The sequence below is a fragment of the Arthrobacter sp. 01T425 genome (assembly GCF_056398725.1).
Genome location: NZ_JBFTPY010000019.1, coordinates 1 through 26818, shown reverse-complemented (window position 1 = coordinate 26818; position 26818 = coordinate 1). Strand labels below are relative to the sequence as shown.

The 26818-nt window shown below is 66.1% G+C and carries 20 protein-coding genes, 1 tRNA gene and 1 rRNA gene; 8 read left to right on the top strand and 14 right to left on the bottom strand.

Annotated elements, in window-relative coordinates:
- Window positions 1-7: 7 nt before the first annotated feature.
- From AC1DNG_RS18105 to speB, 4 genes are all read right to left on the bottom strand, one after another.
- The gene (locus AC1DNG_RS18105; RefSeq protein ID WP_223914341.1) at window positions 8-1303 is read right to left on the bottom strand and encodes a D-arabinono-1,4-lactone oxidase; all 1296 of its coding nucleotides are present in this window, start codon (window positions 1301-1303) and stop codon (window positions 8-10) included.
- 28 nt (window positions 1304-1331) lie between these two features.
- Window positions 1332-2834: an aminobutyraldehyde dehydrogenase gene (locus tag AC1DNG_RS18100; protein ID WP_476872206.1), complete on the bottom strand. Its 1503-nt coding sequence runs from the start codon at window positions 2832-2834 to the stop codon at window positions 1332-1334.
- Window positions 2835-2933: 99 nt separating this feature from the next.
- Window positions 2934-4406, bottom strand: coding sequence for a purine-cytosine permease family protein (locus tag AC1DNG_RS18095; protein ID WP_230007952.1), 1473 nt, complete (start codon window positions 4404-4406; stop codon window positions 2934-2936).
- Between the two features lie 179 nt (window positions 4407-4585).
- Entirely contained in the window at window positions 4586-5590 is a 1005-nt protein-coding gene (gene speB / locus AC1DNG_RS18090; RefSeq protein WP_223914344.1) for an agmatinase, read from the bottom strand.
- A 195-nt stretch (window positions 5591-5785) separates the two neighbouring features.
- Between speB and AC1DNG_RS18085 the strand changes: the two genes are divergently transcribed.
- Both AC1DNG_RS18085 and AC1DNG_RS18080 read left to right on the top strand, forming a co-directional pair.
- Complete coding sequence (locus tag AC1DNG_RS18085; RefSeq protein WP_476860113.1) at window positions 5786-7339, top strand: PucR family transcriptional regulator; 1554 nt, start codon at window positions 5786-5788, stop codon at window positions 7337-7339.
- Between the two features lie 50 nt (window positions 7340-7389).
- Entirely contained in the window at window positions 7390-8100 is a 711-nt protein-coding gene (locus tag AC1DNG_RS18080; protein WP_476857571.1) for a methylenetetrahydrofolate reductase, read from the top strand.
- Between the two features lie 66 nt (window positions 8101-8166).
- Here the strand turns inward: AC1DNG_RS18080 and AC1DNG_RS18075 are convergent.
- Window positions 8167-8243: transfer RNA gene (locus AC1DNG_RS18075), tRNA-Thr, on the bottom strand.
- A 227-nt stretch (window positions 8244-8470) separates the two neighbouring features.
- Window positions 8471-9361: a DsbA family protein gene (locus tag AC1DNG_RS18070; RefSeq protein WP_476887924.1), complete on the bottom strand. Its 891-nt coding sequence runs from the start codon at window positions 9359-9361 to the stop codon at window positions 8471-8473.
- A gap of 182 nt (window positions 9362-9543) precedes the next feature.
- Here AC1DNG_RS18070 and AC1DNG_RS18065 point away from each other — a divergent pair, with 182 nt between their 5' ends.
- The gene (locus AC1DNG_RS18065; protein ID WP_476887923.1) at window positions 9544-11064 is read left to right on the top strand and encodes an alpha,alpha-trehalose-phosphate synthase (UDP-forming); all 1521 of its coding nucleotides are present in this window, start codon (window positions 9544-9546) and stop codon (window positions 11062-11064) included.
- Window positions 11054-11899 (top strand): trehalose-phosphatase, encoded by an 846-nt coding sequence (gene otsB / locus AC1DNG_RS18060; RefSeq protein ID WP_476887922.1) that lies wholly within the window; start codon window positions 11054-11056, stop codon window positions 11897-11899. The genes AC1DNG_RS18065 and otsB overlap by 11 nt, the downstream gene beginning before the upstream one ends.
- A gap of 33 nt (window positions 11900-11932) precedes the next feature.
- On the opposite strand, the gene AC1DNG_RS18055 is transcribed toward otsB, so the two are convergent.
- Entirely contained in the window at window positions 11933-12334 is a 402-nt protein-coding gene (locus tag AC1DNG_RS18055) for a VOC family protein (protein ID WP_476887921.1), read from the bottom strand.
- A 262-nt stretch (window positions 12335-12596) separates the two neighbouring features.
- Here AC1DNG_RS18055 and AC1DNG_RS18050 point away from each other — a divergent pair, with 262 nt between their 5' ends.
- Both AC1DNG_RS18050 and AC1DNG_RS18045 read left to right on the top strand, forming a co-directional pair.
- Entirely contained in the window at window positions 12597-13679 is a 1083-nt protein-coding gene (locus AC1DNG_RS18050; protein ID WP_476887920.1) for an ABC transporter ATP-binding protein, read from the top strand.
- Between the two features lie 240 nt (window positions 13680-13919).
- A complete protein-coding gene (locus tag AC1DNG_RS18045) occupies window positions 13920-15338 on the top strand; it encodes a DUF4032 domain-containing protein (RefSeq protein ID WP_476887919.1) in 1419 nt (472 codons plus the stop codon).
- Window positions 15339-15386: 48 nt separating this feature from the next.
- Here AC1DNG_RS18045 and AC1DNG_RS18040 read toward each other — a convergent pair whose 3' ends face one another.
- The 5 genes from AC1DNG_RS18040 to AC1DNG_RS18020 form a co-directional block, all read right to left on the bottom strand.
- A complete protein-coding gene (locus AC1DNG_RS18040) occupies window positions 15387-16757 on the bottom strand; it encodes an FAD-binding oxidoreductase (protein WP_476857574.1) in 1371 nt (456 codons plus the stop codon).
- 34 nt (window positions 16758-16791) lie between these two features.
- On the bottom strand, window positions 16792-18777 hold the full coding sequence (locus AC1DNG_RS18035; RefSeq protein ID WP_476887918.1) for a glycoside hydrolase family 13 protein: 1986 nt from the start codon (window positions 18775-18777) through the stop codon (window positions 16792-16794).
- A 2-nt stretch (window positions 18778-18779) separates the two neighbouring features.
- Window positions 18780-19763 carry a sugar ABC transporter permease gene (locus AC1DNG_RS18030; RefSeq protein ID WP_476887917.1) on the bottom strand — a complete coding sequence of 328 codons (984 nt, stop codon included), beginning with the start codon at window positions 19761-19763 and terminating at the stop codon, window positions 18780-18782.
- Entirely contained in the window at window positions 19760-21412 is a 1653-nt protein-coding gene (locus tag AC1DNG_RS18025; RefSeq protein ID WP_476887916.1) for an ABC transporter permease subunit, read from the bottom strand. Before AC1DNG_RS18025 ends, AC1DNG_RS18030 begins: the two co-directional genes overlap by 4 nt.
- Window positions 21413-21536: 124 nt before the next feature.
- On the bottom strand, window positions 21537-22835 hold the full coding sequence (locus AC1DNG_RS18020) for a sugar ABC transporter substrate-binding protein (RefSeq protein WP_476872196.1): 1299 nt from the start codon (window positions 22833-22835) through the stop codon (window positions 21537-21539).
- Window positions 22836-23115: 280 nt separating this feature from the next.
- Here AC1DNG_RS18020 and AC1DNG_RS18015 point away from each other — a divergent pair, with 280 nt between their 5' ends.
- Together AC1DNG_RS18015 and AC1DNG_RS18010 are read left to right on the top strand one after the other, a co-directional pair.
- Window positions 23116-24894, top strand: a complete 1779-nt coding sequence (locus AC1DNG_RS18015; protein WP_476887915.1) for a glycoside hydrolase family 13 protein — start codon at window positions 23116-23118, stop codon at window positions 24892-24894.
- Between the two features lie 2 nt (window positions 24895-24896).
- Window positions 24897-25928: a LacI family DNA-binding transcriptional regulator gene (locus tag AC1DNG_RS18010; RefSeq protein ID WP_476887914.1), complete on the top strand. Its 1032-nt coding sequence runs from the start codon at window positions 24897-24899 to the stop codon at window positions 25926-25928.
- Between the two features lie 169 nt (window positions 25929-26097).
- On the opposite strand, the gene AC1DNG_RS18005 is transcribed toward AC1DNG_RS18010, so the two are convergent.
- Together AC1DNG_RS18005 and rrf are read right to left on the bottom strand one after the other, a co-directional pair.
- Window positions 26098-26598 carry an SRPBCC domain-containing protein gene (locus AC1DNG_RS18005; RefSeq protein WP_476887913.1) on the bottom strand — a complete coding sequence of 167 codons (501 nt, stop codon included), beginning with the start codon at window positions 26596-26598 and terminating at the stop codon, window positions 26098-26100.
- A 126-nt stretch (window positions 26599-26724) separates the two neighbouring features.
- Window positions 26725-26818 (bottom strand): 5S ribosomal RNA (gene rrf, locus AC1DNG_RS18000); the annotation flags it as partial.

Genomic DNA, 26818 nt, shown 5'->3' with positions numbered 1-26818 from the left:
GGCTGATTTAGCCAACGAGCGCACGAGTGTGGTCGTTAAGGAACATGCCGCGGGGGTCGAACTCCCGGCGTATCTGGATGAAGGTGTCAAGCTCCGGGTAGAGACGCTCCAACCGGCTCCTCGTCATGAAATGGATCTTTCCCCAGTGCGCGCGGGGCTCGAATTCCTGCAGCACCGCATCCGCATCCCGGAAGAAGGGCCAGTAGTCGGTCCCGGGTTCGGTGGTCAGGGTGATGACGGTGGTGTCGCGTCCTTGGAACTGGGACATGTAACCTTCGTCGGCTTTCACCCAGCGCACCTCAACGGGGTACTTCTGGTCGGAATGCTTGGTGCGGATCAGCTCCTGGACAGCCTGGACTGCCGCCAGGCCGTGTTCGCTGGGAACGAAGTACTCCAGTTCATGGAACGGTGTGGTGAATCCGCCCGGGTAGATGCGGTACGACCGGTCCAGCCGGGCACCTTCCGTGCGGGAAATTTCACGCTCGTCCTGGACCTGGGCGACGTTGTACCGCTTGGTGTAGCTGCGGTTTGCCATGCTCTGGCCCGGCGAACCGGGCAGGTCCAGGAGCTCACAGGAATCGTTGTCCGGGCACCAGAGGAACGAGTAGTGCCGGTTCCCGTCGATGTCGGCCTGCCAGGTTGCCGCGGTCTCCGCCCACGTGGGATAGGTAATCTCCTCCTGCAGGTAATAGCGGTCCTCGACCGCCAGTTCGACCTCCAGGAAGATTCCGAGCGTCCCCAAGGCGACCTGGGCGGCCCTGAGTTCGCGGAGTTGCCCTTCGCCGATTTCGACGATTTCGCCGTAACCGTTGATCAGCCGGACCCAGCGCAGTGCCGATGAGAAGCTGCCCAGGTTCTTTCCGGAGCCGTGGGTGCTGGTGGCGAGTGCCCCGGCGATCTGCTGCTTGTCGATGTCGCCCTGGTTGCCCAGTGCCAGCCCCTGCTCCCACAGCGGATCGCCAAAGGCGTTGATGGTGGTGCCGGCCAGGGCCCTCGCACGGCGTCCCATGAGGTCGGTTCCGGTGATGGCCGAGAGTGCGGACATGTCCATCAGGACTCCGCCCGTCTGGACAAGCGGTGAGGACGAATGCCCTGAGCCGACTGCACGTACGGGGAGGCCTTCGCGGATGGCGAACCGGACGGCGTCGAGCGCCTCCTGTTCGTTCCGCGGCCGGACGGTGAAGGCCGGCGTGGCGCTCTGGTTGCCGCCCCAGTTGGTCCAGGTTACGTCTGTCCCGAACGGAGCGGACGGGGTTGCGGCGCGCGCCGACGACGCGGAGTGGGGATGATTCGTGGTGGTCATTGCTGGGCTCCGATGCTGGTCTAAACGCTCATGCGCCGTGGTTGATCATGACGTGCTTGGTCCGGGAGTAATCGTCCAAGGCATACAGCGAGAGGTCGCGGCCGTAGCCGGATCCCTTGAATCCGCCCCACGGAACCTCGCAGGCCAACACCAGGTGTGAATTGACCCAGACGGTGCCGAAATCGAGCTGCTTCGGAATGCGGAGCGAGAGGCTCGAATCCCGGGTCCATACCGAGGCGGAAAGCCCGTAGGGACTCTCGTTGGCCCGGGTGATGGCCTCTTCAGTGGAGCTGAAGGACTCGACGGTGACCACTGGGCCAAAGATTTCGTGGGTAGCAATATGCGCCCCGGCCGGGACGTTGCTGATTACGGTGGGTTCAATGAAGTAGCCGGGGCCTTCCAACGCCGAGCCGCCGATGGCCACCTGAAGGCCCGCAGCCTTTGCCTCGGCAAGGGCTTCCTTCACGCGTTCGAAGTGCGGGCGCGAAATCATGGGACCGATTTCCACGTCTTCCCCTGCGCCCGGAGCGCCGACGACGAGCGTGCTGACTTCGCGTACCAGGTGTTCGGTGAACTCCTCGGCCACGGACTCGTGCACGAGCACACGGCAGGCGGCGCCGCAGTCCTGGCCGGCATTCCAGAAGCCGGCGTTTCGCACGCCGGCGGCGGCCGCGCGGAGGTCGGCGTCGGGGAAGACAACAACCGGGGCCTTGCCGCCGAGTTCCAGATGGACGCGCTTGACGGACCTGGCCGCGGTCTCCGCCACTGCCTGTCCGCTGACGACGCTTCCCGTCAACGCAACGAGGGCGACATCAGGGTGTTCGGAGAGTCGCTGCCCAACGGTTCGGCCCTTTCCCGTCACGACGTTGAGGATGCCGTCGGGGATGCGTCCGGCGACAAGTTCTGCCAGCTTCAGCGTCGAGAGCGGCGTCTGTTCCGAGGGTTTGAGGACGATGCTGTTTCCGGCGGCGAGGATGGGCGCGATCTTCCAGGCAGCCATCAGCAGCGGGTAGTTCCAAGGGGTGATGACGCCGACGACGCCGACGGGTTCCCTGAGGATGACCGAGGTGTGTCCGGTGGCGTAGTCGCCGCCTGCCATGGAGGTCAGTGTGCGGGAAGCCCCGGCCATGAACCGGAAGGTGTCGATGGTGCTGGAGACATCGTCCTCCGCGACGGTTCGCGGTTTGCCGGTGTTGGCGGACTCGATGATTTCGAAGGCTTCACGGTTGGCTTCAATGATGTTGGCGATCAGGGAGAGCACCTCGGAGCGTTCCTTCGGTGTCGTGGTGCCCCAGGACTTCTGGGCCGCCACGGCTGCTTCAACCGCAACGTCCACATCCGCGGCCGTGCCGGCAGGAACCGATGCGATGACCTGTTCCGTGGTGGGGTCGACGACGTCGATCAGCCGGGTCGCGGAACCGGAAACAAACGTTCCGCCGATGAAGTGCCCCGCCGGAGGCAGGAAGCTGGCGCAGCTTTGCTCCTCGGAGGAACGTCGGACTGTGAACTGCTCGGTGTCAGTGAGTGTCATGATATTTCGCCTTTGTTTTCTGCGCCGATCGCGGCGCCGGGAGTTTGGTGTGGGGGCGGGCGGTCTGTGCCCGGGGTGCGCGGTGTGCCGGAGCGGGCGTTACGCCCGCGGCGCCTCAATCAGGTCACCTGCGAATGCGGGCGACTGAAAGGGGGCGGCTTCCGGCGTTTTCCGGAACATGCGTGCCGCGAAGTAGTACAGGGGTGCAACAACCACCAGGCCGACAATCCAGGAGAGGTCCACGCCGTTCATCGCTGCGGCAGCGGGGCCCGTGAACATCGCTGTCGCCGAGAACGGAACCTGGATCAGTGCGCCGGCAACATAGGCTCCGATCGCCACCCAGTTGAACCTTCCGTACACTCCGCCGTCGCGCTTGAAGAAGTCTTCAACCCGGTAGTCGCCGTGCCGCAGGAGGTAGTAATCGACCAGGTTGATGGCCGTCCAGGGAACCAGGACGTACATCAGGAAGGAGAGGAAGTTCGTGTAGAAGAAGATGAAATTGTCACGGGCGAACAGCGCGATCATCAGGGCTAGGGTGAAGAGGAGGATTGACGCAATGGTCCGGGTCTTGGCGTGGGGCAACCAGGCCGGCCTGAACGTCTGCCCAATGGTGAGGGTGCACAGGACCCCGCAGTAGAGGTTCATGGCGTTCGACGCCGCAACGCCAAGGCAGAAGATTCCGATGATCACCATGGTCCATGGCCCGAGCAGGGCTCCCAGGCTCCCTACTATTTCGACGCTGCTGCCATCGTTGATCAGCGCCAGTGCGAGCGTTCCCACCAGGGCACCCAGGACCATCGGGAAGAGTGTTCCCAAGACGCAGCCTGAATAGGACGCCCAGAACGCCGGGGCCGAGCCGGTGCCCTGAGGCATGTAGCGGGAGTAGTCCGAGACGTAGGGAGCGTAGGCGAGCTGCCAGAGGGCGGAGACGGAGATAGTGGCCATGAAGCCGACCCAGTTGAAGTTTCCCTGGTCCAGGAAGCTGGCCGGCAATCCGTGGACGGCCAGGATCCAGACGAAGGCCAGCACCAGCGCCAGACCGGCCACGATGCTCAAGATGCGTGCATAGGCGTGGATGAGCCGGTAGCCGAAGATGGTGGCCACGACGCTCACGACGCCAATGACAATGATGCCTGCATCGACGCTGATGCCCGGGGTGACTGCGGCCAGCGCTTGGCCGCCAAAGACGAGGTTCGCCGCAAAGAACCCGATGTACATGACCACCACGATGACCACGATCAGCAGTGCCCCGTACGAACCGAACTGGCCGCGGGTCTGAATCATCTGCGCCACGCCCAGCTGCGGGCCCTGGGCCGAATGCAGTGCCATGAAGATGCCACCGACAACGTTCCCAATGATGATTCCGACGATTGCCGGCACAAAGCTGAGCCCGAACACCGTCGTCGCGAGTCCCCCGGTCACGATGGTCATGATCATGATGTTGGAACCGAACCAGATGGTGAAGAGGTCCCGGGCCTTGCCATGGCGTTCGTGGGCCGGGATGGGTTGAATGGTCTTGTCCTCGAGCCGGGGTACTTCGGCTGTGACGGCGTGAGTGGGTCGAGCGTTCATGATGCGTTCCGGGAGTTCATGGGAACCTCTTTGTTCTGTCCCGGCGCTTCGTCGAGCACGGGATCTGATGTATCAATCATTCGTGACTTTTGTCACAGTGGTAATCCGGCGATTGAATAGTTGCCGTAGACCTGTTCATACATATGTATAAATCAGGTGCGAGAGCCCAGCAGTTGTGGTCAGACGGTGGCCGCTTGCAGCTCCTCAGTGACGTTGGCGGTGGCCTTGCTGCGGTTCACCATCAGGGCGAGGAGGTCGAAGACCAGCGTCGCCGCGGCGACTGTGGTGATGTCCGCATGGTCGTACGCCGGAGCGACTTCGACAACGTCGGCGCCCACGATGTTGATGCCGTTCAATCCGCGGAGCAGCGCCAGCAGTTCGCGGGAGTGGAGCCCGCCCATTTCCGGGGTGCCGGTGCCCGGGGCGTAGGCCGGGTCCAGGACGTCGATGTCGATGGAGACATAGACCGGGGTGTCGCCCAGCCGGTCCTTGACGCGCTGGATCGCGGCCGGAACCCCGATGACGTCCAGGTCCGAGCAGCGGATGATCTGAAAGCCGAACTCGTGGTCGCGAAGGAAATCGTTGCGGTCATAAACCGGGCCGCGGATGCCGACGTGCATCGACTTGTCCTCGACCAGAAGGCCTTCCTCGAAGGCCCGGCGGAAGATGGTTCCGTGCGTGACCGGCTGGTCGAAATAGGTGTCCCAGGTATCCAGGTGTGCGTCGAAGTGGAGCAGGGCCACGGGGCCGTGGACCTTGTTCAAGGCCCGCAGCATCGGGAGCGCGATGGTGTGGTCGCCGCCGATGGAGATGAGCCTCTTGCCGGAGCCGGCGTCGCCAAGGAGCGGGAGGGCCTGTTCCTCGATCTCGCGGACTGCGCGGGCGATGTCGTAGGGGGTACAGGCGATGTCGCCGGCGTCCACAACTTGGGCTTCGTATACCGGCTCAACGTCGAGCTCAGGGTGGTAGCCGGGGCGCAGGAGCCGCGACGCTTCACGGACAGCGGCCGGACCGAAGCGGGCGCCGGGGCGGTAGGAGGTACCGCCGTCGAACGGGACACCGACGATCGCAATGTCGTAGTCCGGGACCCGGTCAATCTGAGGAAGCCGGGCAAAGGTGCCCAGGCCCGCGTAGCGGGGAACTTTTGTTGCGTCGACGGGGCCGATTGGCTTGTGCGTGGTCATGACTGGGGTCCTCCGGTTGCTGTGGTTTCAGTCGGCCTGGCAATTTCTTCCTGCGCCGGTCGAGGTCTATGCCTTAACTATTAGTGATCTGAGTCACGCGGTACATCCGCCGATTGACTACAAAGAGCCGAGAGGCTTATACATATGTATAAGCGGCCCGGGGACGGCCTCCGGACTCATGAACAGGAACCGCGCATGGCGATCACCGTGGCCGAACTGCTTGCCGAACCCCAGCTGGGACTGAGCCTTCTGGCGGGCTCCGCCGGTCTGGGCAACCGGGTCACCTGGGCCCACACCTCCGACCTGCCGCGCCTGTGGGAATGGGTCACCGGCGGCGAGCTCATGATGACTAACGGGCTCTCCATTCCGGCCGATCCCGAGGGGCAGGTTGAGCTTGCCGAGGCACTGGTGAACGCAGGTGCCAGTGCACTGGCGATCGGCGAGCAGATGCATGCCCCTGAACTCTGTCTCGAGTTCCTCGATGCCTGTGACCGCTTGCCGTTGCCGCTCATCAGCATCCCCTACCCGCTTCCGTTCATCGCCATCGCACGTTCGGTCGCTGAGTCTTCGTTGCTCGAAGAGTCCCGCAGGCTGCGCCAGACGGCCCGTATTTATGACCTGCTGCGGCTGGCGGGGCCATCTGAGGGCAACTGGCTGGGACTGATCCTGGGTATCGAAGCCGAACTCGATGCCAGCCTCTTCGTCATTGATCGACGGTGCCTGCACGCCTGGCATCCCGGAGGCCAGCCGCTGCCACCGGGCCTCAAGCAGCAACTTGAACCGCTGACCAGCAAGTCACCGGTGGCCAGCAAGAAGTTCCAGTGGCATCGGTTGGGGGAAGGCCACCTTCTGATGATGGATATTCCGACTCACGCCAACGCGCTTCTGGTGGTGCTGCCGAAATCCGAACCGCTCCCGGACGCGGTAGTGCTGCTCCATGCGGCCACAGTCCTGGGACTCGAGCTGTCGCGGACGGTGCTGTCTCTCGAGAACCAGCGCCGGCTGGGTGCGGAGTTCCTTTTGCAGGCCTTTGACGGGCGCCTGGGCATAGCCGACATTGAAAGCCGACTGCCTGAGTTCGGGATTTCGTCACGGGAATTCCTCATCATCTCTATGTCCAGCGACGACGGTGAGCGCCTGGCAGGGATCCACGTTGATCTCTGGCGACACGGCTACCCGACGGCGTGCCAGCGCAGATTCGACACAATCCATTTGGCTGTTGCAGCAGACTGCACCGATGATCTGCTGCGACACACGGTCCCCTTGGACGTCAGGATCGGGATCAGCCGGCCTTCCGCGGCCGCTGGTGTGCAGAGAGCTCTTCAGGAATCGATGTGGGCACTTGGGACGGCGTCAAGCACCGGCGAGCGGTTGGTCCGCTATGCCGAGGGACCCTCGTGGCTCGGGCTCACCAGCTTTGAGGAAGGCCACGCCCTGGTACAGCGGCTCCTCGGACCCATTTTCGAGTACGAACAGCGGGAAAACGGGGACCTCATCGTCACGCTCAAGACGTTCCTCGACACGCAACGGTCCTGGCAGAAAACGGCAGCCGCCCTGTTCGCGCATCGGCAGACCATCATCTATCGCATCCGAAAGATCAGCGAGCTGACGGGCCTCGATATGACCGAAACCTCCACTCTGGCGCAACTGTGGTTTGCCCTGCAGATCCATGAAGCCATGGACCTCCACGACAATCCGCGGCGCCTGCCGTCGGCTGAGGTCAGCACTCCACGACGGCAGTACCGCTGACCACGACGCTCACCATCACGTGTCTGCCTCACCACGGAACCGGGCGGACCATGCGCACGGCCGCCCAGCTCAGTCTGCTCGGCTACACCGTGGTCCCGCACATCGCGGCCCGCAGCCTGGCGGATCGCACCCAGCTGGCCGGCATCATCCGGGAATGTGCTGGGTACGGCATCTCAGAAGTGTTCGCGGTTGGCGGTGACGCCCCGCAGCCCGCGGGTCCCTTCGCCGATGGCGGCGAGCTGCCGCGCGAGATCGCCGAAATCAGCGGCGGCCAGATGGCCGTTGGGGTCGCCGGGTATCCGGAGGGTCATCCCGGCATCGGCCCGCTGCAGCTGCTCGAATCATTGTTGGCCAAGCAGGAACTTGCCTCCAACGTCGTCACGCAGATGTGCTTCTCGGCAGACAGTATCCATAGCTACACGGCGATGCTGCGTCGCGAGGGAGTCATGCTTCCAGTCCGGGCCGGGGTTGCCGGGGCCGTCCCAAGAACCAGGCTGATTGCACTGGCAACGAAGATCGGCGTCGGAACGTCCCTCCGGTTCCTTAGCCGGAAACGACCGCTCGCCCGCCGCCTCCTGAGCGGCGAACGCTACTCGCCCGGGACTCTCATCAACGAGCTGACCGCCCAGCCTGTCGTCGACGGCATCCATCTCTACAGCTTCAATTGTTTTGACGAGTTACCCGGTACCTTCGCCGCTTCGTCGACGGAACCCTCCGCCACAGGGCTGGAAACGTTGACTGGAAATGCGTCGCCCGGCTAGTCGCCTGTTTTAGGACATAAGAAAACCCCTCCGTCCCGGCCAAATTCGCCGGAACGGAGGGGTTCGTGGGGCCCCCTGTCGGATTCGAACCGACGACCCCCGCTTTACAAGAGCGGTGCTCTGGCCAACTGAGCTAAGGAGGCATTCCTGCTTCCCGACACAACTCCGGGCCACAAAATGGCGCGGATGCCAGGACGCTAGACAAGATTAGCCCACCGACGCCCGGTGAGAAAAACCCAGAGAAAAACGCTCAACGCCCCTCCCGCCCAGCGAAGGCCGCAGCGAAGACTAAAAGCAATGGCCCGGCCCCGGAACGATCCGGGGCCGGGCCATCAACTTGTGGCCTTCAACGGCATGTGCCCTTGTGCGGTTACTTCTTGGCGTCGACCGCGGCCTGCAGGTACTGGTCGAACGGGGTCTGGGCGCTGTCGCCGACGCCCCACTGCTTGCCTTCAACGAACACGGTGGGCGTGCCGGTGATGCCGATTACCGTGGCCTCCTGGGTGGTGTGCTTCACCCACGGACGGTAGGTCTTGCCATCCACGCACGTCTCGATGCTCTTGGCCCCGGCGTCGGTGGCCAGCTTCTTCAGCTCGTCGTCGGAGAGTCCGGCGCTGCCTTCGGCCGGCTGCTTGGCGAACAGCAGGTCGACGAAGTCCGAGTACTTCTCCGGGGATTCGTTGACCACGCAGGCTGCGGCGTTGGCCGCGCGCGAGGAGTAGTTCGTGGTGGACCGGCTGTCAAGGAATCCGAGCGGGCGGTACTCCACGGTGATCTTGCCCTCGTTGCGCAGCTTGGTGAGCGTCTCGTTGTACTGCGCCTCGAAGTTCTTGCAGACGGGGCAGATGAAGTCGATGTAGAGGACCACCTTGACCGGCTTGCCGGCCTCAGCCTCGGCGCCCGGGGCCGTGACCGGAGACGGCGGCGTGGCCGGAGCGGACGGGAGGTCGGACAGCTTCACGGTTGCGGGATCGGTCTTCGCCACCTCGGTGTTCGCCAGCAGGGTGACACCGCCGTGGATGTTGCCATTGGCCGGAGTGGGTCCCTCGTCTGCAACCGGGGCGTTGTTCTTGATGTTGGAGGTGACAACCAGCGCGACGATCACGATGATGGCGACGACGGCGGCAACGATGCCCCAGCCGATCAGCAGCTTGTTGCGCTTCTCCTTCTTCAGCTGCGCATCGCGGATCTCGCGGGCTTTCTCGCGCGCCGCGGCAGTGCGCTCTGCCTTAGACAGTCGGGGTTCGTTTGCGGGGCTCATTGGTTCCTCGGGTCGTTCGGCCAGGGACGGTCCACTCAGTGGCAACGTCATCATTTTAGGGGAGAAACCCGAGAACTTGCGCTTTCAAGTTTCCCTTCCGCCTGCCCAACGGACGAATAGCCCGGAAGATTCCGGGCGGCTAGGGTTGATGAAGAGCCACGAGCGGACCCCAGGGGGCACCAATGGAAGCAACGGACAGCGCCGGCCACGGCACACAGAGCACCACTGACGCGGCGCAGACCGCCACAGACGGCGCCGCCACGGGCGCCTCGGCAGGGGATCAGTTCGACTTCATGGTGGTGTCCAACCGGCTGCCCGTCGACCGCTGTTCTGCCGACGAGGCCGGCTGCGAGGATGGCTGGCGCCGCTCCCCCGGCGGACTCGTGACAGCCCTGGCCCCGATGATGACCAAGACCGACGGCGCGTGGGTGGGCTGGCACGGGGCCCCCGATGAGACGGTCAAGCCTTTCAGCCACGGCGGCATCGACCTGATCCCCGTCCAGCTGAGCACCGAAGACATCGAGCTTTTCTACGAGGGCTTTTCGAACGCCACGTTGTGGCCGCTTTACCACGACGTGATCGCCCCGCCGGAGTTCCACCGCACGTGGTGGGATTCGTACCGGAAGGTCAACCGGAGGTTCGCCGACGCCGTCATCCGCCATGCGGCCGAGGGTGCGACCGTCTGGGTGCAGGACTACCAGCTCCAACTGGTTCCCAAGCTGCTCCGGGAGGCCCGGCCGGATCTGAAGATCGGGTTCTTCAACCACATCCCCTTCCCGCCGCCGGAGATCTTTGCCCAGCTCCCGTGGCGCCGTGCGATCATCGACGGCCTGCTGGGCGCGGACCTGGTGGGCTTCCAGCGCAGCAGCGATGCCGGAAACTTCATGCGCTCCGCACGGCGCTTCCTTGGCGCGAGCGTCAAGCAGCAGCAGGTCCATGTCAGGGGCGCCGATGGCGAGACCACCCACATCGCGAGGGCCCAGGCGTTCCCGATCTCCATTGACGTCAAGCAGATCAGCGAGCTGGCGAAAAAGCCGGAGGTAATCGAGCGGGCGCAGCAGATCCGCCGGGACCTCGGCAACCCCAAGACCATCCTGCTCGGCGTCGACCGGCTCGACTACACCAAGGGCATCCGGCACCGGCTCAAGGCGTACGAGGAACTGCTGCAGGACGCCAAGGTCACCGTCGAGGACGCGACCCTGATCCAGGTGGCCAGCCCCAGCCGTGAGCGTGTGGAGCAGTACCGCCTGCTCCGCGAGGAGGTCGAGGGCACAGTGGGCCACATCAACGGCACCTTCGACACCATGGAGAGCACGGCCGTCCGCTACCTGCACCACAGCTACCCCATCGAAGAGATGGTGTCCCTGTACCTGGCCGCGGACGTCATGCTGGTCACCGCCCTGCGCGACGGCATGAACCTCGTCGCCAAGGAATACGTCACGGCCCGGACAAACAACGACGGAGCGCTGGTACTGAGTGAGTTCGCCGGCGCCGCCGACCAGCTCAAGCAGGCCCTGCTGATGAACCCGCACGACATTGACGGCCTCAAGGACACGATCATGAGGGCCGTCAACATGCAGCCGGCCGAGGCATCACGCCGCATGCGGGCCATGCGCAAGCAGATTCTGGACCACGACGTCGACCTCTGGTCCTCCGACTTCCTGAAAGCCCTCGCCGAAAAGGTTGTACGCGATGACTCCTGACGCCGCCGGAACCCACGACTCAGAGACCAACACTCCAAACCCGGCCCCACTCTCACTCTCCCCTGAGCTGCTGGCAGCCGTGCGCCGCGTCGCCGGCACGGGGCACCTGCTCGTGGCGATGGACTTCGACGGCACCATGTCACCGCTCGTGGATCATGCGGCCGACGCCCGTGCGCTCCCGCGCGCCGCCGCCGCCTTCGCGGCGCTGGCGGAACTTCCCCGGACGACGACGGCGCTCATCTCCGGCCGGGCGCTGGACAGCCTGCGGGCCGTCGCCTCCCCGCCGGAGGAGACGCTGCTGATCGGCAGCCACGGCGCAGAGGTCTGGATGGGGCCCGGCTCCTCGGAGCTCATGCTCGACGACGCCCAACGCGAACTCCTGGCCGAGGTCCGCCGGGAGCTTGAGGGAATCGTGGAACAGGCCCCGGGGACCCTTTTGGAAGACAAGCCGGCCGGCGTCGTCCTGCACACGCGGCTCGCGGCGGACGACGTCGCCGAGGACGCCGTCGCCGCGGCGCGGGCGGTCCTGCAGGACCGCAGCGGCGTCTTCCTCAAGTCGGGCAACCGCGTCCTGGAGACCTCTGTCGTGAACGCCTCAAAGGGCGAGGGCATTGCCTTCCTGCGGCAGGCTGCCGGAGCCACGGCTGTGGCTTTCGCCGGAGACGACACCACCGACGAGGACGCCCTGGCCAGCCTCGTCCCGGGCGATCTCGGGGTAAAGGTGGGGCTCGATTTCACCCAGGCCGAGTTCCGGGTGGAGGCGCCGGTGCACATCTGCGAACTGCTGGAGGCCCTCCTGCGGGAGCGGAAGAAGGCCCTCGACTCCGGGAGCTAACCCGGGCCTACGGAGCGGTCAACCGGGCGTCGGTCACGACTCAGGTTCGTAGCCGATCAACCAGTGCAGTCCGTGACGGTCGAGGACCTGGCCATCTGTTGCGCCCCAGGGCTTCGGGGCAAGGGGGTCGATCACACGGCCGTCAACGGCGAGCCTGTCGAACCACTCGTGGAGAACTGCCGGTTCGGCGGTCCCCAGCAGCGAGAGCATGAGGCCTTCGAACCGGACGCTTTTCTCCCCCGGGGCCGCATCCGACCCCGCCAAAGCGACTGCGCCGTTCAGCTGTCCGTGGGCAATGGCATCCGGCGGGCCATCGCTGCGGTTGAACTCCTCGTAGGTGAACAAGGCAAGCTCTCCGCCGAAGACGTCGGCGTAGAAGCCAAGTGCTTCACGCGCCGTGCCGGGGAAACTGACATAGATCTGCAGTGCCGTCATGCGCACAGCATACATACCCACTTCTGGCGCCATGTGACTGACCCCACGTGTGACATCCGTAACTTTTTAACCCATTTGGCATATATCTGACATACTCTGTTTGTGATGTGGCGCACAACTACCGTGCGGCGTCACTGGGTACTCCTCGGCTTCGGCCGAGGAGTATGCGTATGAAATCCCACAATTGAATTAACAACTGCATAAAACGACCATTCACTACGGATCGTCCGGCACGTACCTGCCGGTGAAGGGATTGATAACTGTGGCTACAGTTACTTTTGATAACGCAACACGTCTGTACCCGGGCACCGAGAAGCCCGCTGTTGACAGGCTCAACATTGATATCGCCGATGGCGAATTCCTGGTCCTCGTTGGACCCTCCGGCTGCGGAAAGTCGACCTCCCTGCGCATGCTTGCAGGTCTCGAGGACGTCAACTCCGGCCGCATCCTCATCGGCGACCGCGACGTCACGGACGTCCCGCCGAAGGATCGCGACATCGCCATGGTGTTCCAGAACTATGCCCTGTACCCGCACATGACCGTGGCGGACAACATGGGCTTCGCACTGAAGATCGCCGGCGTCAGCAAGGAAGAGCGCGCCGAGCGCGTCCGTGAGGCCGCCAAGCTGCTCGACCTCGAACCGTACCTGGACCGCAAGCCGAAGGCCCTCTCCGGCGGCCAGCGTCAGCGCGTTGCCATGGGCCGCGCCATTGTGCGTAACCCGCAGGTCTTCCTGATGGATGAGCCGCTGTCCAACCTTGATGCCAAGCTGCGCGTGCAGACCCGCACCCAGATCGCGTCCCTGACCCGCCGCCTCGGCGTCACCACGGTCTACGTGACCCACGACCAGGTCGAGGCCATGACCATGGGTGACCGCGTCGCCGTGCTGAAGGACGGCCTGCTGATGCAGGTCGACACCCCGCGCAACCTGTACGACAAGCCCAAGAACGTCTTCGTGGCCGGCTTCATCGGCTCCCCCGCCATGAACCTGCTCGAACTCCCCGTTGTCGACGGCGGCGTGCAGTTCGGCGGAACCGTTTACCCGGTACCGCGCGACGTCCTCGAGGAAGCCCACGGCCAGACCGTGACCCTCGGTTCCCGCCCGGAAGACCTTGAGACTGTCGCCCAGGGTGAAGGTCTCCAGGTCGAGGTCGACGTCGTCGAAGAACTCGGCGCCGACGCTTACGTCTACGGCCACACCACGCTCGACGGCCAGAGCCACGACATCGTGGCCCGCGTCGACGGCCGCCGCCCCCCGATGAAGGGTGAGTCCATCTGGGTCCGCCCCCAGTCGGGCCACGTACACCTGTTCGACACCAAGACCGGCCTGCGCCTCGGCGACTAGTCCCCACCGGCTCCCTAACCTCGCTTCGCGTCGGTCGGGGAACCCTGCCGGCGTGGGCCCATCCACCGGCTCCCTTACCTCGCTTCGCGTCGGTCAGGGAACCCTGCCGGCGTGGGCCCACCCACCGGCTCAGCAGACGGCGGTCCTCCCCAGTGGAGGGCCGCCGTCGGGCGTTAACAACCCTGCTTTAGGTGCGGCCCGCCAAATACGGAAGAATTGATTCATGACCGAGGAAACCCCATGACCGAGGAAAACAGTGCCCAGTGGCACGACGAGCCCACCGACTACGGTCAGATCGGGAAACTGCCCCGGTTCGAGGCCGCCAGCGCCAATGACCAAAAGGCCGCGATGGTGTCCAGCTCGCTGAGCATCACGGCCGCCGCCACCGAGCCCGAGCTGCTGGACCTGCCCTGGCACATCGCCCTCGAGGATTGGCCGGCCGAATATCTGGCAGCCCTCCCCCGCGGCATCTCCCGGCACATCGTGCGCTTCGCCCACCTCGGCGGCTCCGTGATCGCCATCAAGGAAACCTCGGAACACGTGGCCCGCCACGAATACCACATGCTGCGCAAGCTCGCCCGGCTGGACGTTCCCGGCGTGGAGCCGGTGGCGGTCATCACCGGACGCACCACCCCGGAGGGCCGGCCGCTGAACCCGGTGCTGGTCACCCGGCACCTGAAGTTCTCCATGCCCTACCGTGCGCTCTTCTCCCAGATGCTGCGCAAGGACACCCTGACCCGCCTCATCGACGCCCAGGCCCTGCTGCTGGTCCGGCTGCACCTGATCGGCTTCTACTGGGGCGACGTCTCGCTCTCCAACACCTTGTTCCGCCGCGACGCCGGCGCGTTCGCCGCCTACCTGGTCGATGCCGAGACCGGCGAACTGTACCCGGATTTGTCCACCGGCCAGCGCGAGTACGACCTCGAAATCGCCCGCGTCAACATCGCCGGGGAACTCATGGACCTCCTCGACGGCGGCCTGATCGAGGAGAAGGTGGACCCCGTGGCCACCAGCGAGCTGATCATGGACAGCTACCGGCGGTTGTGGACCGAGCTGACGGCAAAGGAATCGTTTGAGATCGGGGAACGCTGGCGCGTGGCCGCCCGGATCCGGCGGCTCAACGAGCTGGGGTTCGACGTCGAGGAATACGCGATCAAGACCACGCAGAACGGCTCGACCATCCAGCTCCAGCCGAAGGTCGTCGACGCCGGGCATCACCAGCGCCGGCTGCTGCGCCTGACCGGCCTGGACGCCCAGGAAAACCAGGCCCGCCGGCTCCTGAACGACATGGACTCGTTCCGGGCGGACAACAACCCGGGCATGGACGAGGAATACAGCGCGCACCTGTGGGTCAGCCAGATCTTCGAACCGATCGTCCGGGCCATCCCCCGCGACCTCTCCGGCAAGCTCGAGCCGGCCGAGGCGGTGCACGAGGTCCTGGAGCACCGCTGGTACATGTCCGAGAAGGAGAACCGGCACATCCCCCTGGCGGAGGCCGTCCAGTCCTACATCGACAACGAACTCCGCCACCGCCGGGACGAGGCAGCGATCATGCTCAACCCGGACACGGGGTTGCTCAAGATCCTTGAGGTGGAGACCGAGGAATCACGCTACGGCGCCGACGACTCAGAGGACGAATACCCCGACTCCGACGACTAATCCGCGCGCCGGGCATGTTGTGGCACGGCCGGGCTAAATCGCCTTGAGCTAAATCGCCTTGCCGGGGTTCAGGATTCCGGCCGGATCGAAGAGTTCCTTGATCCGGCGCTGCAGCTCACGCACGGGTTCCTTCTGCTCCAGGCCAAGCCAGCGCAGCTTGTACTGCCCGATCCCGTGTTCGCCGGTGATCGTGCCGCCCATGGCCAGGGCCACGGCGATCGACCGGTCCAGGGCGGCGCCCAGGCGGCCCATGGCATCGGGGTCCACGGCATTGTCCACCCGGTCGACCCAGAAGGTGGGGTGCAGGTTGCCGTCACCGGCGTGTGCCACGACTTTGAGCTGCACCCGGTGCTCCGCCGCCATGGACTCAAGTTCGGCGACGTAATCCACCAGCCGCGAACGCGGCACGGCCACGTCCTCGCCCACCCGGTATTCGTCGTCCACCTCGGTCCCTCGGCTGTTGCGGCGCAGTTCGACAAGCTCCTCTGCCTCCGCGTTGGCCTCCATGGTCACCACCGCTCCTCCCGCCACCAGGACCGGGCGGATGGCCGCGGCTTCCGCCGCCGCGCCGAAGCCGTCGGTCTGGATCAGCAGCAGGGACGCCCCGCGCGCGGCCAGGTCCGAGCCGTGGATCTCGTCGAGTTGGGCGAGCGAGCCGCCGTCGAGCAGTTCCATGATGGCCGGCTGCACACGGGCCCTCCCCACGGCGAGGACCCCGGCCGCGGCGCTGCGGAAGTCCGGGTAGAAGGCGGCGATGGTGTGAACGTCGCGCGGCAGGTACTTCAGCCGTACGGTGACACCGACCACGATCCCCAGGGTCCCCTCCGAGCCGACGAACAGCCCGGTGAGGTCATAGCCGGCGACGCCCTTGAAGGTCTGGTGGCCGGTATGGATGAGGGAGCCGTCCGCGAGGACGACGTCGAGCGCCAGGACAGAGTCGCGGGTCACCCCGTACTTCGCGCAGCGCAGCCCGCCGGCGTTGGTGGCCACGTTGCCACCGATGGTGGACATCTTGAAACTTGCAGGATCCGGGGCGTACATGAGCCCGTGCACGGCGGCGGCCGCATTCAGGTCGGCGTTAATGACGCCGGGTTCCACGACGGCGGTCTCGTCGTCCGGGTTGAGGTCCAGGATGCGGTTCATCCCCTCGAGCGTGAGCACCACGCAGCCCGCGCTCGCGTGGGCGCCCCCGGAGACCCCGGTACCGGCCCCGCGCGCCACAAGCGCGACGCCAAGGTCGGCGCAGGCACGCACAGTAGCCTGCACGTCGGCCACCGATTCGGCGCGGACCACCGCCTGCGGGAGCTGATAATCCAGGACGGGAGCCTGGTCCACGGCATAGGCGGCCAGGGTGGTCGCGTCCACGGCAATTTTCGCCGCGCCCAGGGCGGTGGTCAGCTCGTCGATGATGCTGCGCATGCGGTCTCCAGTTCGGTCGAATCCGGTTCCCAGTCTAAGACTGCGGGAGCGGCAGCCGGGTCCCGGGCAGCACCCATGCGGCAGCGGCCGGACCCCGGGTGCGGATCAGGGCGGATCGGGCGGTCTCATCCGCCCTGATCTTCCCGGCAGACGCGTCCGGCGATGGCTCCGGCGCCCCGCCCGGCTCCCCGCGCGGCTCCCGCCGCAGTTCCACCATGACCTCGCCCGCCGCGTAGGCAGGCCGCCCGGCCAGGGCCGCGAACTGGGCCCCTGAGAGTGTTCCGAGAGCCAGTTCCGCCTCCGCCCCGGCCCGGGCCACCACCACGAGTACGGCGCTCTGCCCTGTTTCACGCACGAACGCCAGGACGTCCCCGCGTGCGTACAGCCAGCGCACGCCGCCGCCCGTCAGTGCGGGCTGGTCCCGGCGCAGCGCGGTGAGGGCTGCGTAGTCCGCCGTCAGGTCGGTGAGGATGCGGCTGGGGTCGTCCCAGGGCATGGGCGTCCGGGAGGACTCCCCGTTGTCGCCTTTGAGTCCGAACTCGTCGCCGGCGAACACCACGGGAACGCCCGGCAGGGTGAACATCAGCAGCGCGCCGAGCCGCTGGCCGCCGTCGATCATCACGGTGGCCGCCCGCGCGGTGTCGTGGCTGTTCAGGGCGTTCATGTTCTGCTGACGGACGTCCCAGCTGAACGCGGAAGCGAGGTCCAGGTGCGTGGCCAGGAAGTCCTCCGCGGCGGTCCGGTTGGGGCCTGGCAGCGGGGTTCCAAAGAAATTGACGTGTCCCGCGTCCCCTGCGAGCCAGGACCACAGCGGGCGGGTGAAGTTGGAGTAGGTCATGGCACCGTGCCAGTGCTCGCCGCTGAAGTCGGGTGCCGCGTCATTCGTGGCCTCGGCGAGCAGAGCCGCCTCGGGGTTGATCGAACGGACGCGGTCCGCGATCAGCCGGGCGACGTCGTAGTTCAGATCGGTGCCGCCGAGCCTGCCGGTCATGTTGCCGACGTCGATCCGCCAGCCGTCCAGGTTGAACGGCGGCCGGAGCCAGAGCGCCACCGGGGAATCGTCATCCAGGACGAATTTCTCGCGCAGGCCCGGGGAGGCCCAGTTGAGCTTGGGCAGCGACCTGACGCCGTACCAGGACTCGTACGCCGTGTGGTCGGCATTGAAGTAGTAGTACCCGGCTTCCTCGGAGGCCCGGTCGGCCAGGGCGCGCTGGAACCATTCGTGGGCGTCGCCGGAATGATTGGCCGTGAGGTCACCCATCACCCGCAGGCCGCGGGCGTGGGCGGCCTGGACGAGTTCCACCAAGGCCTCGTCCCCGCCCAACAGTGGGTCCACCATGGAAAAGGTGGCGGCGTCGTAGCGGTGGTTGGAGCGGGCCGGGAAGAACGGCGTCAAGTAGATGACGTCGGCCCCGAGCGCCTGAATGTGGTCCAGCCGCTCGGTGATGCCCCGGAGGTCGCCGCCGTAATACTGGTACGGGGTCTGCGGACCGGAGCCCTCGACCTCGGTCGTGTCCCACCCGCACGGCACGGCCCAGTCCGGGAACGCCTCGTCCGGGGAAGTATGTTCCGGCGCCGGCTGCGACGGCGTGGAGCGGGCGAAGCGGTCCGGGAAGATCTGGTACATCGTTCCCCGGCGCAGCCATTCGGGGGCGGGCCGGAACGTGGTGAGGCGGAAGTCGGCGTAGTCGGAGACGTCCCGGCTGAATAGGCCCTGCGCGTTCAGGGTCCAATACCGCGGGCCGACCTCGATCAGGAACCGGTAGCGGGCCACCGGGTTGGTCACCACCATCGCAGCCTCCCACCAGGCCCACCCGTCGACGTCGCCAAGGTTCCTGGCCGGATCGTAGCGGGGTTCGCCGTCGTGGATGGACCGGAGCCACACCCGGGCGGGCCGCCCCCAGACGGCCGGCACGCGGAGCCGCAGCCGGACGTCCGCCCCCGGTTCCACGTGCCGGGGCGCGTGGAGTGCCGAACCGTCGTGGTGCGGCAGCGGGCCGGCGCTGCCTGGCAGCGTCATGCCTAGCCCTTCACCGAGCCCGCGGTGAGGCCGCTGACGATGTAGCGCTGCAAGAACAGGAACAGGGCCATCACCGGGATGGCGCTGAGCACGGCGCCGGCGGCAAAGACTCCCCAGTTCTCCGAGCGCTGCTGCGCCACGAAGGAGTACAGACCCACGGCGAGGGTCTGGCTGTCCGGGTCCGTGAGCACCACGGAGGCGATCACGAACTCGCCGGAGATGCCGATGAACGTCAGGAGGCCCACCACCGCCAGGATCGGCGTGACGAGCCGCATGATGATGCCGAAGAAGATCTGCGCGTGGCTGGCGCCGTCGATCTTCGCCGCCTCGTCCAGGGACTGCGGCACGGTGTTGAAGAAGCCGTACATGAGGTAGGTGTTCACGCCCAGGGCGCCGCCCAGGTACACCATGATCAGGCCCAGCTGGCTGCCCAGGCCGAGGGCCGGGATGACCTCGGAGATGCCGCTCAGGAGCAGGAAGATGGCGACGACGGCCAGCAGCTGCGGGAACATCTGGAGCAGCAGCAGGCTCAGCAGGCCGATCCGGCGCCCGGTGAAGCGCATCCGGGAGAAGGCGTACGCCGCCATGGCGCCCAGGAACACGGTGGCCGCGGAGGTCACGCCGCCCACCACCATGGTGTTGCCGAACCAGCGGGCAAAGGGCCGCGAGGGCATGTCGAACAGGGCGGTGAAGTTGCCAAAGTCGATCCTGCTGAACAGCGCGTTGGAACCCACCAGGGTGCCGGTGGAGTTGAGCGCTGCGGACAGCACGTAGAGCAGCGGGAAGACCGCGAAGACCGTCACGATGCACCCCACCAGGTGGCGCCATCCTTTGTCCTTGAACCAGACGCCGAACGGGCGCCGGCGCTGCAGCGACTTGAGGTATTCGACGTCGGTCGCGCCGGTGGTGATGTTGCCGGGGCCGGTCCCTCCACCCTGCCAGGTTTTCTCTGCCGGAGCGGCGGTGCGCGATGCTGACCCGTTCATGCGTTCACGTCCTCGAGTGCCTTGGTCTGCTTGAAACTGATGGCCGAGACAGTGGCCACGATGATGAAGATGATGATCGCCAGTGCGCTGGCGAGGCCGTAGTCACGGCCAGTGCCCTGCCCGAATGCCACCTTGTACACCAGGGTGATCAGGATGTCGGTGGCTCCGATGTCCCGGTTGGTGTCCTCGAAGCGGGGTCCGCCGCCGGTGAGCATGAAGATCACGTTGAAGTTGTTGAAGTTGAAGGCGAAGGAGGAGATCAGCAACGGCGCGATCGAGACCAGCAGCAGCGGGAGCTTAATGGAGCGGAACACCCGCCACGGGCCGGCACCGTCCATCCGGGCGGCCTCGTCCAGCTCGCTGGGCAGCGACTGCAGCGCGCCGGTGCAGACCAGGAACATGTAGGGGAAACCCAGCCAGAGGTTGACCACCAGCACGCTGATCTTGGCCAGGAACGGGTCGGTGAGCCAGCCGATGGATGCCCCGCCGAACAAGTTCTGGTTGAGCCACCCGAATTCCGGGTTGAGGATGCCGGACCAGACCAGGCCGGTGAGGAAGGCGGGGAAGGCGTACGGCAGGATCATCAGGATCCTGTAGACCTTCTTGCCCCTGAGGTCCTCGCGGTTGAAGGTGATGGCCAGGAACAGCCCCAGCGCAAAGGTCAGAGCGACGGAACCCAGGGCGAAAGTGAAGGTCCAGAGGATAACGCCGAGCAGCGGGCCGCGCAGGCTGGGGTCGGTGAAGGCGCGGGCGAAGTTTTCCATCCCGACGTCGATCTTCCAGCCGGTGGAGAGCGTCTCGCCGTTGCCTGCCGCGAAGGCGCCCTTGCCGTTGTCGCGGTAGACGGCACCGGAGGCGGTGTCCGTGAAGGTGTCGGCAGCGGCGTCGTACTTCAGCGACGGCTTGAACTGGTAGGCGTTGCTGCCGTCCGCGGTGCGCAGGGTGCCGTCGGCCGGGTTGGCGGAGACCGGGACCGTGATGTCCAGGATGCTCTGCTGGTTCGCAACGATCTCCTGGAAGTTCAGGGTTCGGTAGCCGGCCAGGGCGTTGGCCTTCCCGGTCGAGTCCTTGCCGGCGCCGGGGGCTTCCGCGAGCGGCGTCTCGGTGTTACCGAGCGAGACCTTGCCCTGCGGGTCGGTGCAGAGAAGGTAGAAGGAGTTGTCCTTGGTGAGCACGGCGGCCTTGTAGGCCGGCGACTCGGGCACCCGCTTCTGCGCGGTGAGCTGGATGGCGGCGATCGCGTCACCCTTGGTGCTGTTGTGGCCGTCGCCGTAGTTGGTGAACGCGATGTAACCGCTGAACATGACCACGAAGACCTGGAATACGAGCAGGAAGAGCACGCCCGGGGCCAGGTACTTGGCGGGCAGGCCGCCCTTGCGCAGGTAGATCCAGTTGATCACCAGCACGACGGCGGCGGAGACTCCCAACGCCAGCCAGGACTGGCTCAGGAAAAGCATCATCAGGATGTAGACAGCGAGGGCGTCCACGAGGCCCAGCAGCACGATCTTCGCGATGGTTCCCTTCACCCCCTCGGGGCCGCTCCGGCGTGGGTGGGCGCTGCCGGCCCGCCGGGCTGAGGTTGTGGGGGCGGCGTCCGGGGCGGACGACAGTGCGGGGTCTATGTCCTCGCGGAGTTCGGTATCTGACATGGCTGTCTACAGTCCTTGGGAGAAGCTGGGGTGATGCAGGAACGGGCCGGGCGGCCTCACGGCCGCCCGGCCCGGTGCCGCCGGTCACTGGCGCTTGGCGAAGCGTCAAGAACCGGCGCGGGGACTAACCCTTGATCTTGCTCTTGATGCTGGCGGCCATCTTGGCCCAGTCAGCGGCGGGGTCGCCCTGGCCCTTGATGAGGGCGAGCTCGGTGGCTCCCCAGTCGGCCCAGACGGCACTCATTTCCGGGATGGCCGGCATCGGGACGCCGTTGGCGCCGATCTTGCCGAAGGCGGCGACAACCGGGTCGCTTGCTGCCTTCTCGAAGGAGGCCTTCAGTGCCGGCGGGCGGCCACCGGCCTTGTACATGGAGTCCTGTGCGGCCCCGGAGGTCAGGTAGTTGGTGACGAACTCGTTGGTGGCCAGGGCGTTGGCGCTCTTGGCGCTGATGAAGAAGCCGTTGACGCCGATGAACGGCTGGGCCGGCTGGTCGCCGGTGGTCGGCAGCTCGTCGACAGCGAACTTGATGCCCTTCTTCTGCACGTCCGGCACGTTCCACGGGCCGGTCAGGTAGTACGGGGACTCGCCGGCCAGGAACTTCTCCTTGGCGATGTCACCGGTGATGTTGGAGTTGATGATCTTTTCGCCCTTGTCGCCCCAGGCGGCCAGCTTCTTGGCGAACTCGACGCCGGAGGCGTCGCCGATCAGGAGCTGCTTGGGGTCGTAGCCGCCGTCGGCTGCCTTGCCGAAGACCTGCGAGCCCATGGAAGCCTGCAGCGGGTAGAGGTGGTACGGATCGCCCTGCTTCGGGTCCATGCCCACGAGGAACGGGAACTTCGCCTTGCCGTCGGCCACGGCCTTCTTGCCGTTGGCGACGACCTCGTCCAGGGTCTTGGCGCTCTGGGCAACGAGGTCCGTGTTGCGGAGCAGGGCGATGTTCTCGATCGCGTACGGGACGCCGTAGACGGAGCCGTTGTAGGTCATGGCCTTGATGGAGGAGTCCTGGAACTCGGACTTCTTGTCCCCGAGCTCCACCGGAGCGATCACGCCGTTCTGGACGAACTTGCCGACCCAGTCGTGCGGGCCAACGATCAGGTCCGGGCCCTTGCCGGTCGGGACCTGGGTGATGAAGTCGTCGCGGACAGCGGCGAAGTCCTTGACGACGAGCTTGACCGCGATGCCGGTATCGGTCTGGAACTTGGCCGTGATGTCCTTCAGCGCGGGTGCGCGCTCGGCATCGACCCACATGGTGATCGTGCTGGCGCCGGAGGCCTTCAGGTCAGGCTTGGCCGTCGCGGTCGCGGGTGCGGTGGCTGCGGCGCCGCCGCACGCGCTGAGGGCCAGTGCGGCCACTACGGAAATAGCGCCCGCGGTGAATACGCGGCGGCTCGTTCCGTTCGTGAGGGTGTTCTGCACCTTCATTGGTGTCCCTTTCATAAATTCCTGCATCCACGCGTAAGGCCCTGGAAGTCCATTCCAGAGCCCCGTGGCATCGTCGGTGATGTGGCTCACAACTGCAAGCGCTTCCAAAGTACACGCTAGGTACCACTTTGAAAAGTCACCGCACCGGCCCGGGGCGAGGGACTCCGCTGGCTGGCCGGACGCCGGGCCGGGGACAGTCCTAGCGTGGGACGAAACTGCCCGATTCGAATGTGACTGGAAGCGTTTTCATTTTTGGGGTGTGGGACTTACGATTACCGTCATGTCCGTTGATTCAGTTCTCCGCTCCCCCGCCGCGCAGGCCGGCCCCCTGACGGGTCCGCTGACCCCGGTGCACGCCGCAGACCACATCCCTGGATGGTGGCGGTCCGCCGTCATCTACCAGGTCTACCCTCGCTCGTTCCGGGACCTGAACGGCGACGGCATCGGCGACCTCGCCGGAATCACCGCCGAGCTTCCCCGGCTCGCCGACCTGGACATCGATGCCGTCTGGCTTTCGCCGTTCTACCGGTCTCCGCAGCGCGACGCCGGCTACGACGTGAGCGATTACTGCGACGTCGACCCCCTGTTCGGCACGCTGAACGACTTCGACGCCATGATTGCCGAGGCCGCGCGGTTGGGACTGCGGATGATCGTTGACCTGGTGCCCAACCACTGCTCGGACCAGCACGCGGCCTTCCAGGCCGCCCTGGCTGCTCCCGCCGGCAGCCCGGAGCGGGACATGTTCATCTTCCGCGACGGCAAGGGAACCTTCGGCGAAGAACCGCCGAACAACTGGCAGTCCCACTTCGGCGGTCCAGCCTGGACCCGTATCACCGAACCGGACGGCGCCCCGGGCCAGTGGTACCTGCACCTCTTCGACTCCTCCCAGCCGGACTTCAACTGGGACAACCTCGCCGTCCACGTGGAATTCGAGCGGGTCCTGCGCTTCTGGCTGGACCGCGGCGTCTCCGGTTTCCGGGTGGACGTGGCGCACGCCCTCGTGAAGGCCACCGGCCTGCCGGAGTGGGGCGGCCGCGCCGACGGCAGCAGCTCTGACGGCTTCCCCGGCCACGACGCTCCGATGTTCGGCCAGCCCGCCCTCCACGACATCTACCGCCAGTGGCGGCGGATTCTCGCCGAGTACGGCGCCGACCGGATCCTCTGCGCCGAAGCGAACGTGGACCCGCTCCCCCGGCTCGCCGACTGGGTGCGCCCGGACGAAATGCACCAGGCCTTCAACTTCCCCTACCTCCACGCGGGCCTGGACGTGCATCGCATGCGCCACGTCATCACCGAGTCACTGACGTCGCTGGACGCCGTCGCCGCCCCCAGCACGTGGGTGCTCTCCAACCACGACGTCGTCCGCCACGCCACCCGCTTCGGATACAACGGGCAGGCGCCGCGCGACGGTGACGGAATCGGCACCTGGGATCCGCAGCCGGACGAGGACCGCGGACGGTCCCGCGCGGCAGCGGCGTCCCTGTTCATGCTCGGGCTGCCCGGCGGGGCTTACCTCTACCAGGGCGAAGAACTCGGCCTTCCGGACGGGATCGACATCCCGGACACCCGGCGCCAGGACCCCACTTTTGCCCGCACCGGCGGCGCACGGCTGGGCCGCGACGGCTGCCGCGTCCCGCTGCCCTGGCGGGCCGGAGAACTCCACGCAGGATTTGGCGACGGGCAGGACCCGTGGCTGCCGCAGCCGGAAAGCTTCGCCCGGCTGGCGCGGGATGTGCAGGCCGCTTCACCGTCGTCGCACCTAAGCCTCTACAAGCGCATGCTGGAGCTCCGCCGCCGGCTGGACCTGGGCCGCGGCTCACTGTCCTGGTACGAGGACCTGTGCACGGACACGAGCCTTGCCTTCCTCAACGGCTCCACGCTGGTGCTGCTGAATGTGGGGTCCGAGCCCTTGGAACTGCCCGCCGGGCGGGTGCTGCTGCGCAGCTCAACGTCACCGGAGGCCGGCTACGACGTTGGGGGCATGGACAGCGCCGGCGATCCGTTAAGCTCAGGTGAAACTGTTTGGCTGGAAATCTACATCGAGGACACGGAGGGCTAGGCATGCCCGGCATCAAGGACGTCGCGGAACGGGCCGGCCTCTCCATCGCCACCGTTTCGCGCGCCTTGAGCGGCAAAGGCAACGTTTCCCCGCGAAGCCGGGAACGCGCCCAGACCGCCGCCGCTGAGCTTGGCTTCGTCCTGTCCTACCACGCTTCCAGCCTGGCCTCCGGGCGCAATCACAATGTCGGCCTTGTTGTCCCCTCGGTCCACCGGTGGTTTTTTTCCTCGGTGGTCGAAGGTGTCTCTGCCACCCTGCTGGACGCCGGCTACGACCTCACGCTGTACAACGTCAGCGAGGGCCTGGAGCGCCGCCACAGTGTGCTGAACGACTTCCTGCTGCGCAAACGCGTGGATGCTGTGATCGCAGTGTCCTTGGAGCTCTCCGAGGCCGAGATCGACCAGCTGCTGGCCATCCACCGTCCGATCGTCGGGATCGGCGGCCCGTTGCCTGGCGCGTCGACCATCCGCATCGATGATTCCGGCATCGCGGAGGCCGCAGCCCGCCACCTGATCCAGCTCGGCCACAGCAAAATCGCCCATATGACCGGCGATGCCGCCTACGACCAGGATTTCCGCCTTCCCGGGACACGCCAGGCGGGCTTCAAGAAAGCCATGCGCGACGCCGGGCTGACGGTCCGGCCGGAGTGGCAGATCTCCGCCGATTTCACGATCCAGGGCGCCTATGCCAACGCCCGTACGCTGCTCGGCACCTCACCGGAGCGCCCCACGGCCGTCTTTGCCGCCTCCGACGAGATGGCGATTGGGACGATCCTCGCTGCCCGGGATTTCGGCCTGCGGGTGCCGCAGGACCTCTCCGTCATCGGCATCGACGGCCATGAACTTGGTGAGGTCTTCGGGCTGACCACGTTCGATCAAGACGCGCGGGGCCAGGGCGCGCTGGCCGTGCGGCGCTTGTTGGCCAGGCTCGACGGCGCCGGAGACGCGGCGGCCCCGCACACCGAATACCCTACGCGCTTTGTCATCCGGTCCAGCACCGCCGTTCCGCCCCTTGACCAAGGACCGATCCGCTAGTCTCCGGCTATTTTCTCCGTGGCGGCGTTCCTGCCCAGTTCCTCGTTCCATTGCCTGGCCGTCTGCCCAGAACGGCCCGGAAGGCCGGGGAGGCCCCACGGGTTCTCCGCCCCGGTCCACCGAGCAACTGGGAAGCAACGCCTCGATCCGGCCCACAGGCCAAGCAAGCTCAGGCGCCGGCGCCGCCCATGAAGCGAACAAAACGGTCCAGGACGCCGGGCCAGCCGGCCGCGTAGTCTGCCCGGGCGGCCGCGGGATCCTCGGCGCCTTCCCAACCGCTGTGAACCAGGCGGAGCTCTGTTCCCTCGCCGACCGCCTTGAAGGCCACCCGGAGCTCAGTGGACCATATGGCAGTGGTCCCAGGGTGCCAGCTGGCATGGAAGGACAACGGCGGCTGCCAGTCGTCAATGGATCCCCACACGGCTGTCCGGCCATCATCAGCGGTCTCCATGATGAGGCTCTCCTCGAACTCCACGTAGGAGCCGGCGCCATAGACGCTGTGGTCCTCCAGCGGCCACCAGAGGTGCGTATGTTCGGTGAATCCCACAAAGGCCCGGGCGACGGCGCCGAGTACCACCACCGTGTAGACAACCGGCTCCAGGCCGTCTGCTACCTCCGGCTCGGGGCCATCAGAAGGGTCAACGGGAGCATGGCTGAAGAGGTTATCCATGGGCACCAACTCTACCCGCGCCGCCCAACCGGACCCGCATGGGGTTTCGGCTTGAGTATTTCGTATGGGCCGTTAAATGCGGGAGGACCCCCACCTGGTGGTGGGGGTCCTCGACCGTTAATGGTGTTCCGGCGGTGACCTACTCTCCCACACCCTCCCGGGTGCAGTACCATCGGCGCTGTGGGTCTTAGCTTCCGGGTTCGGGATGGGACCGGGCGTT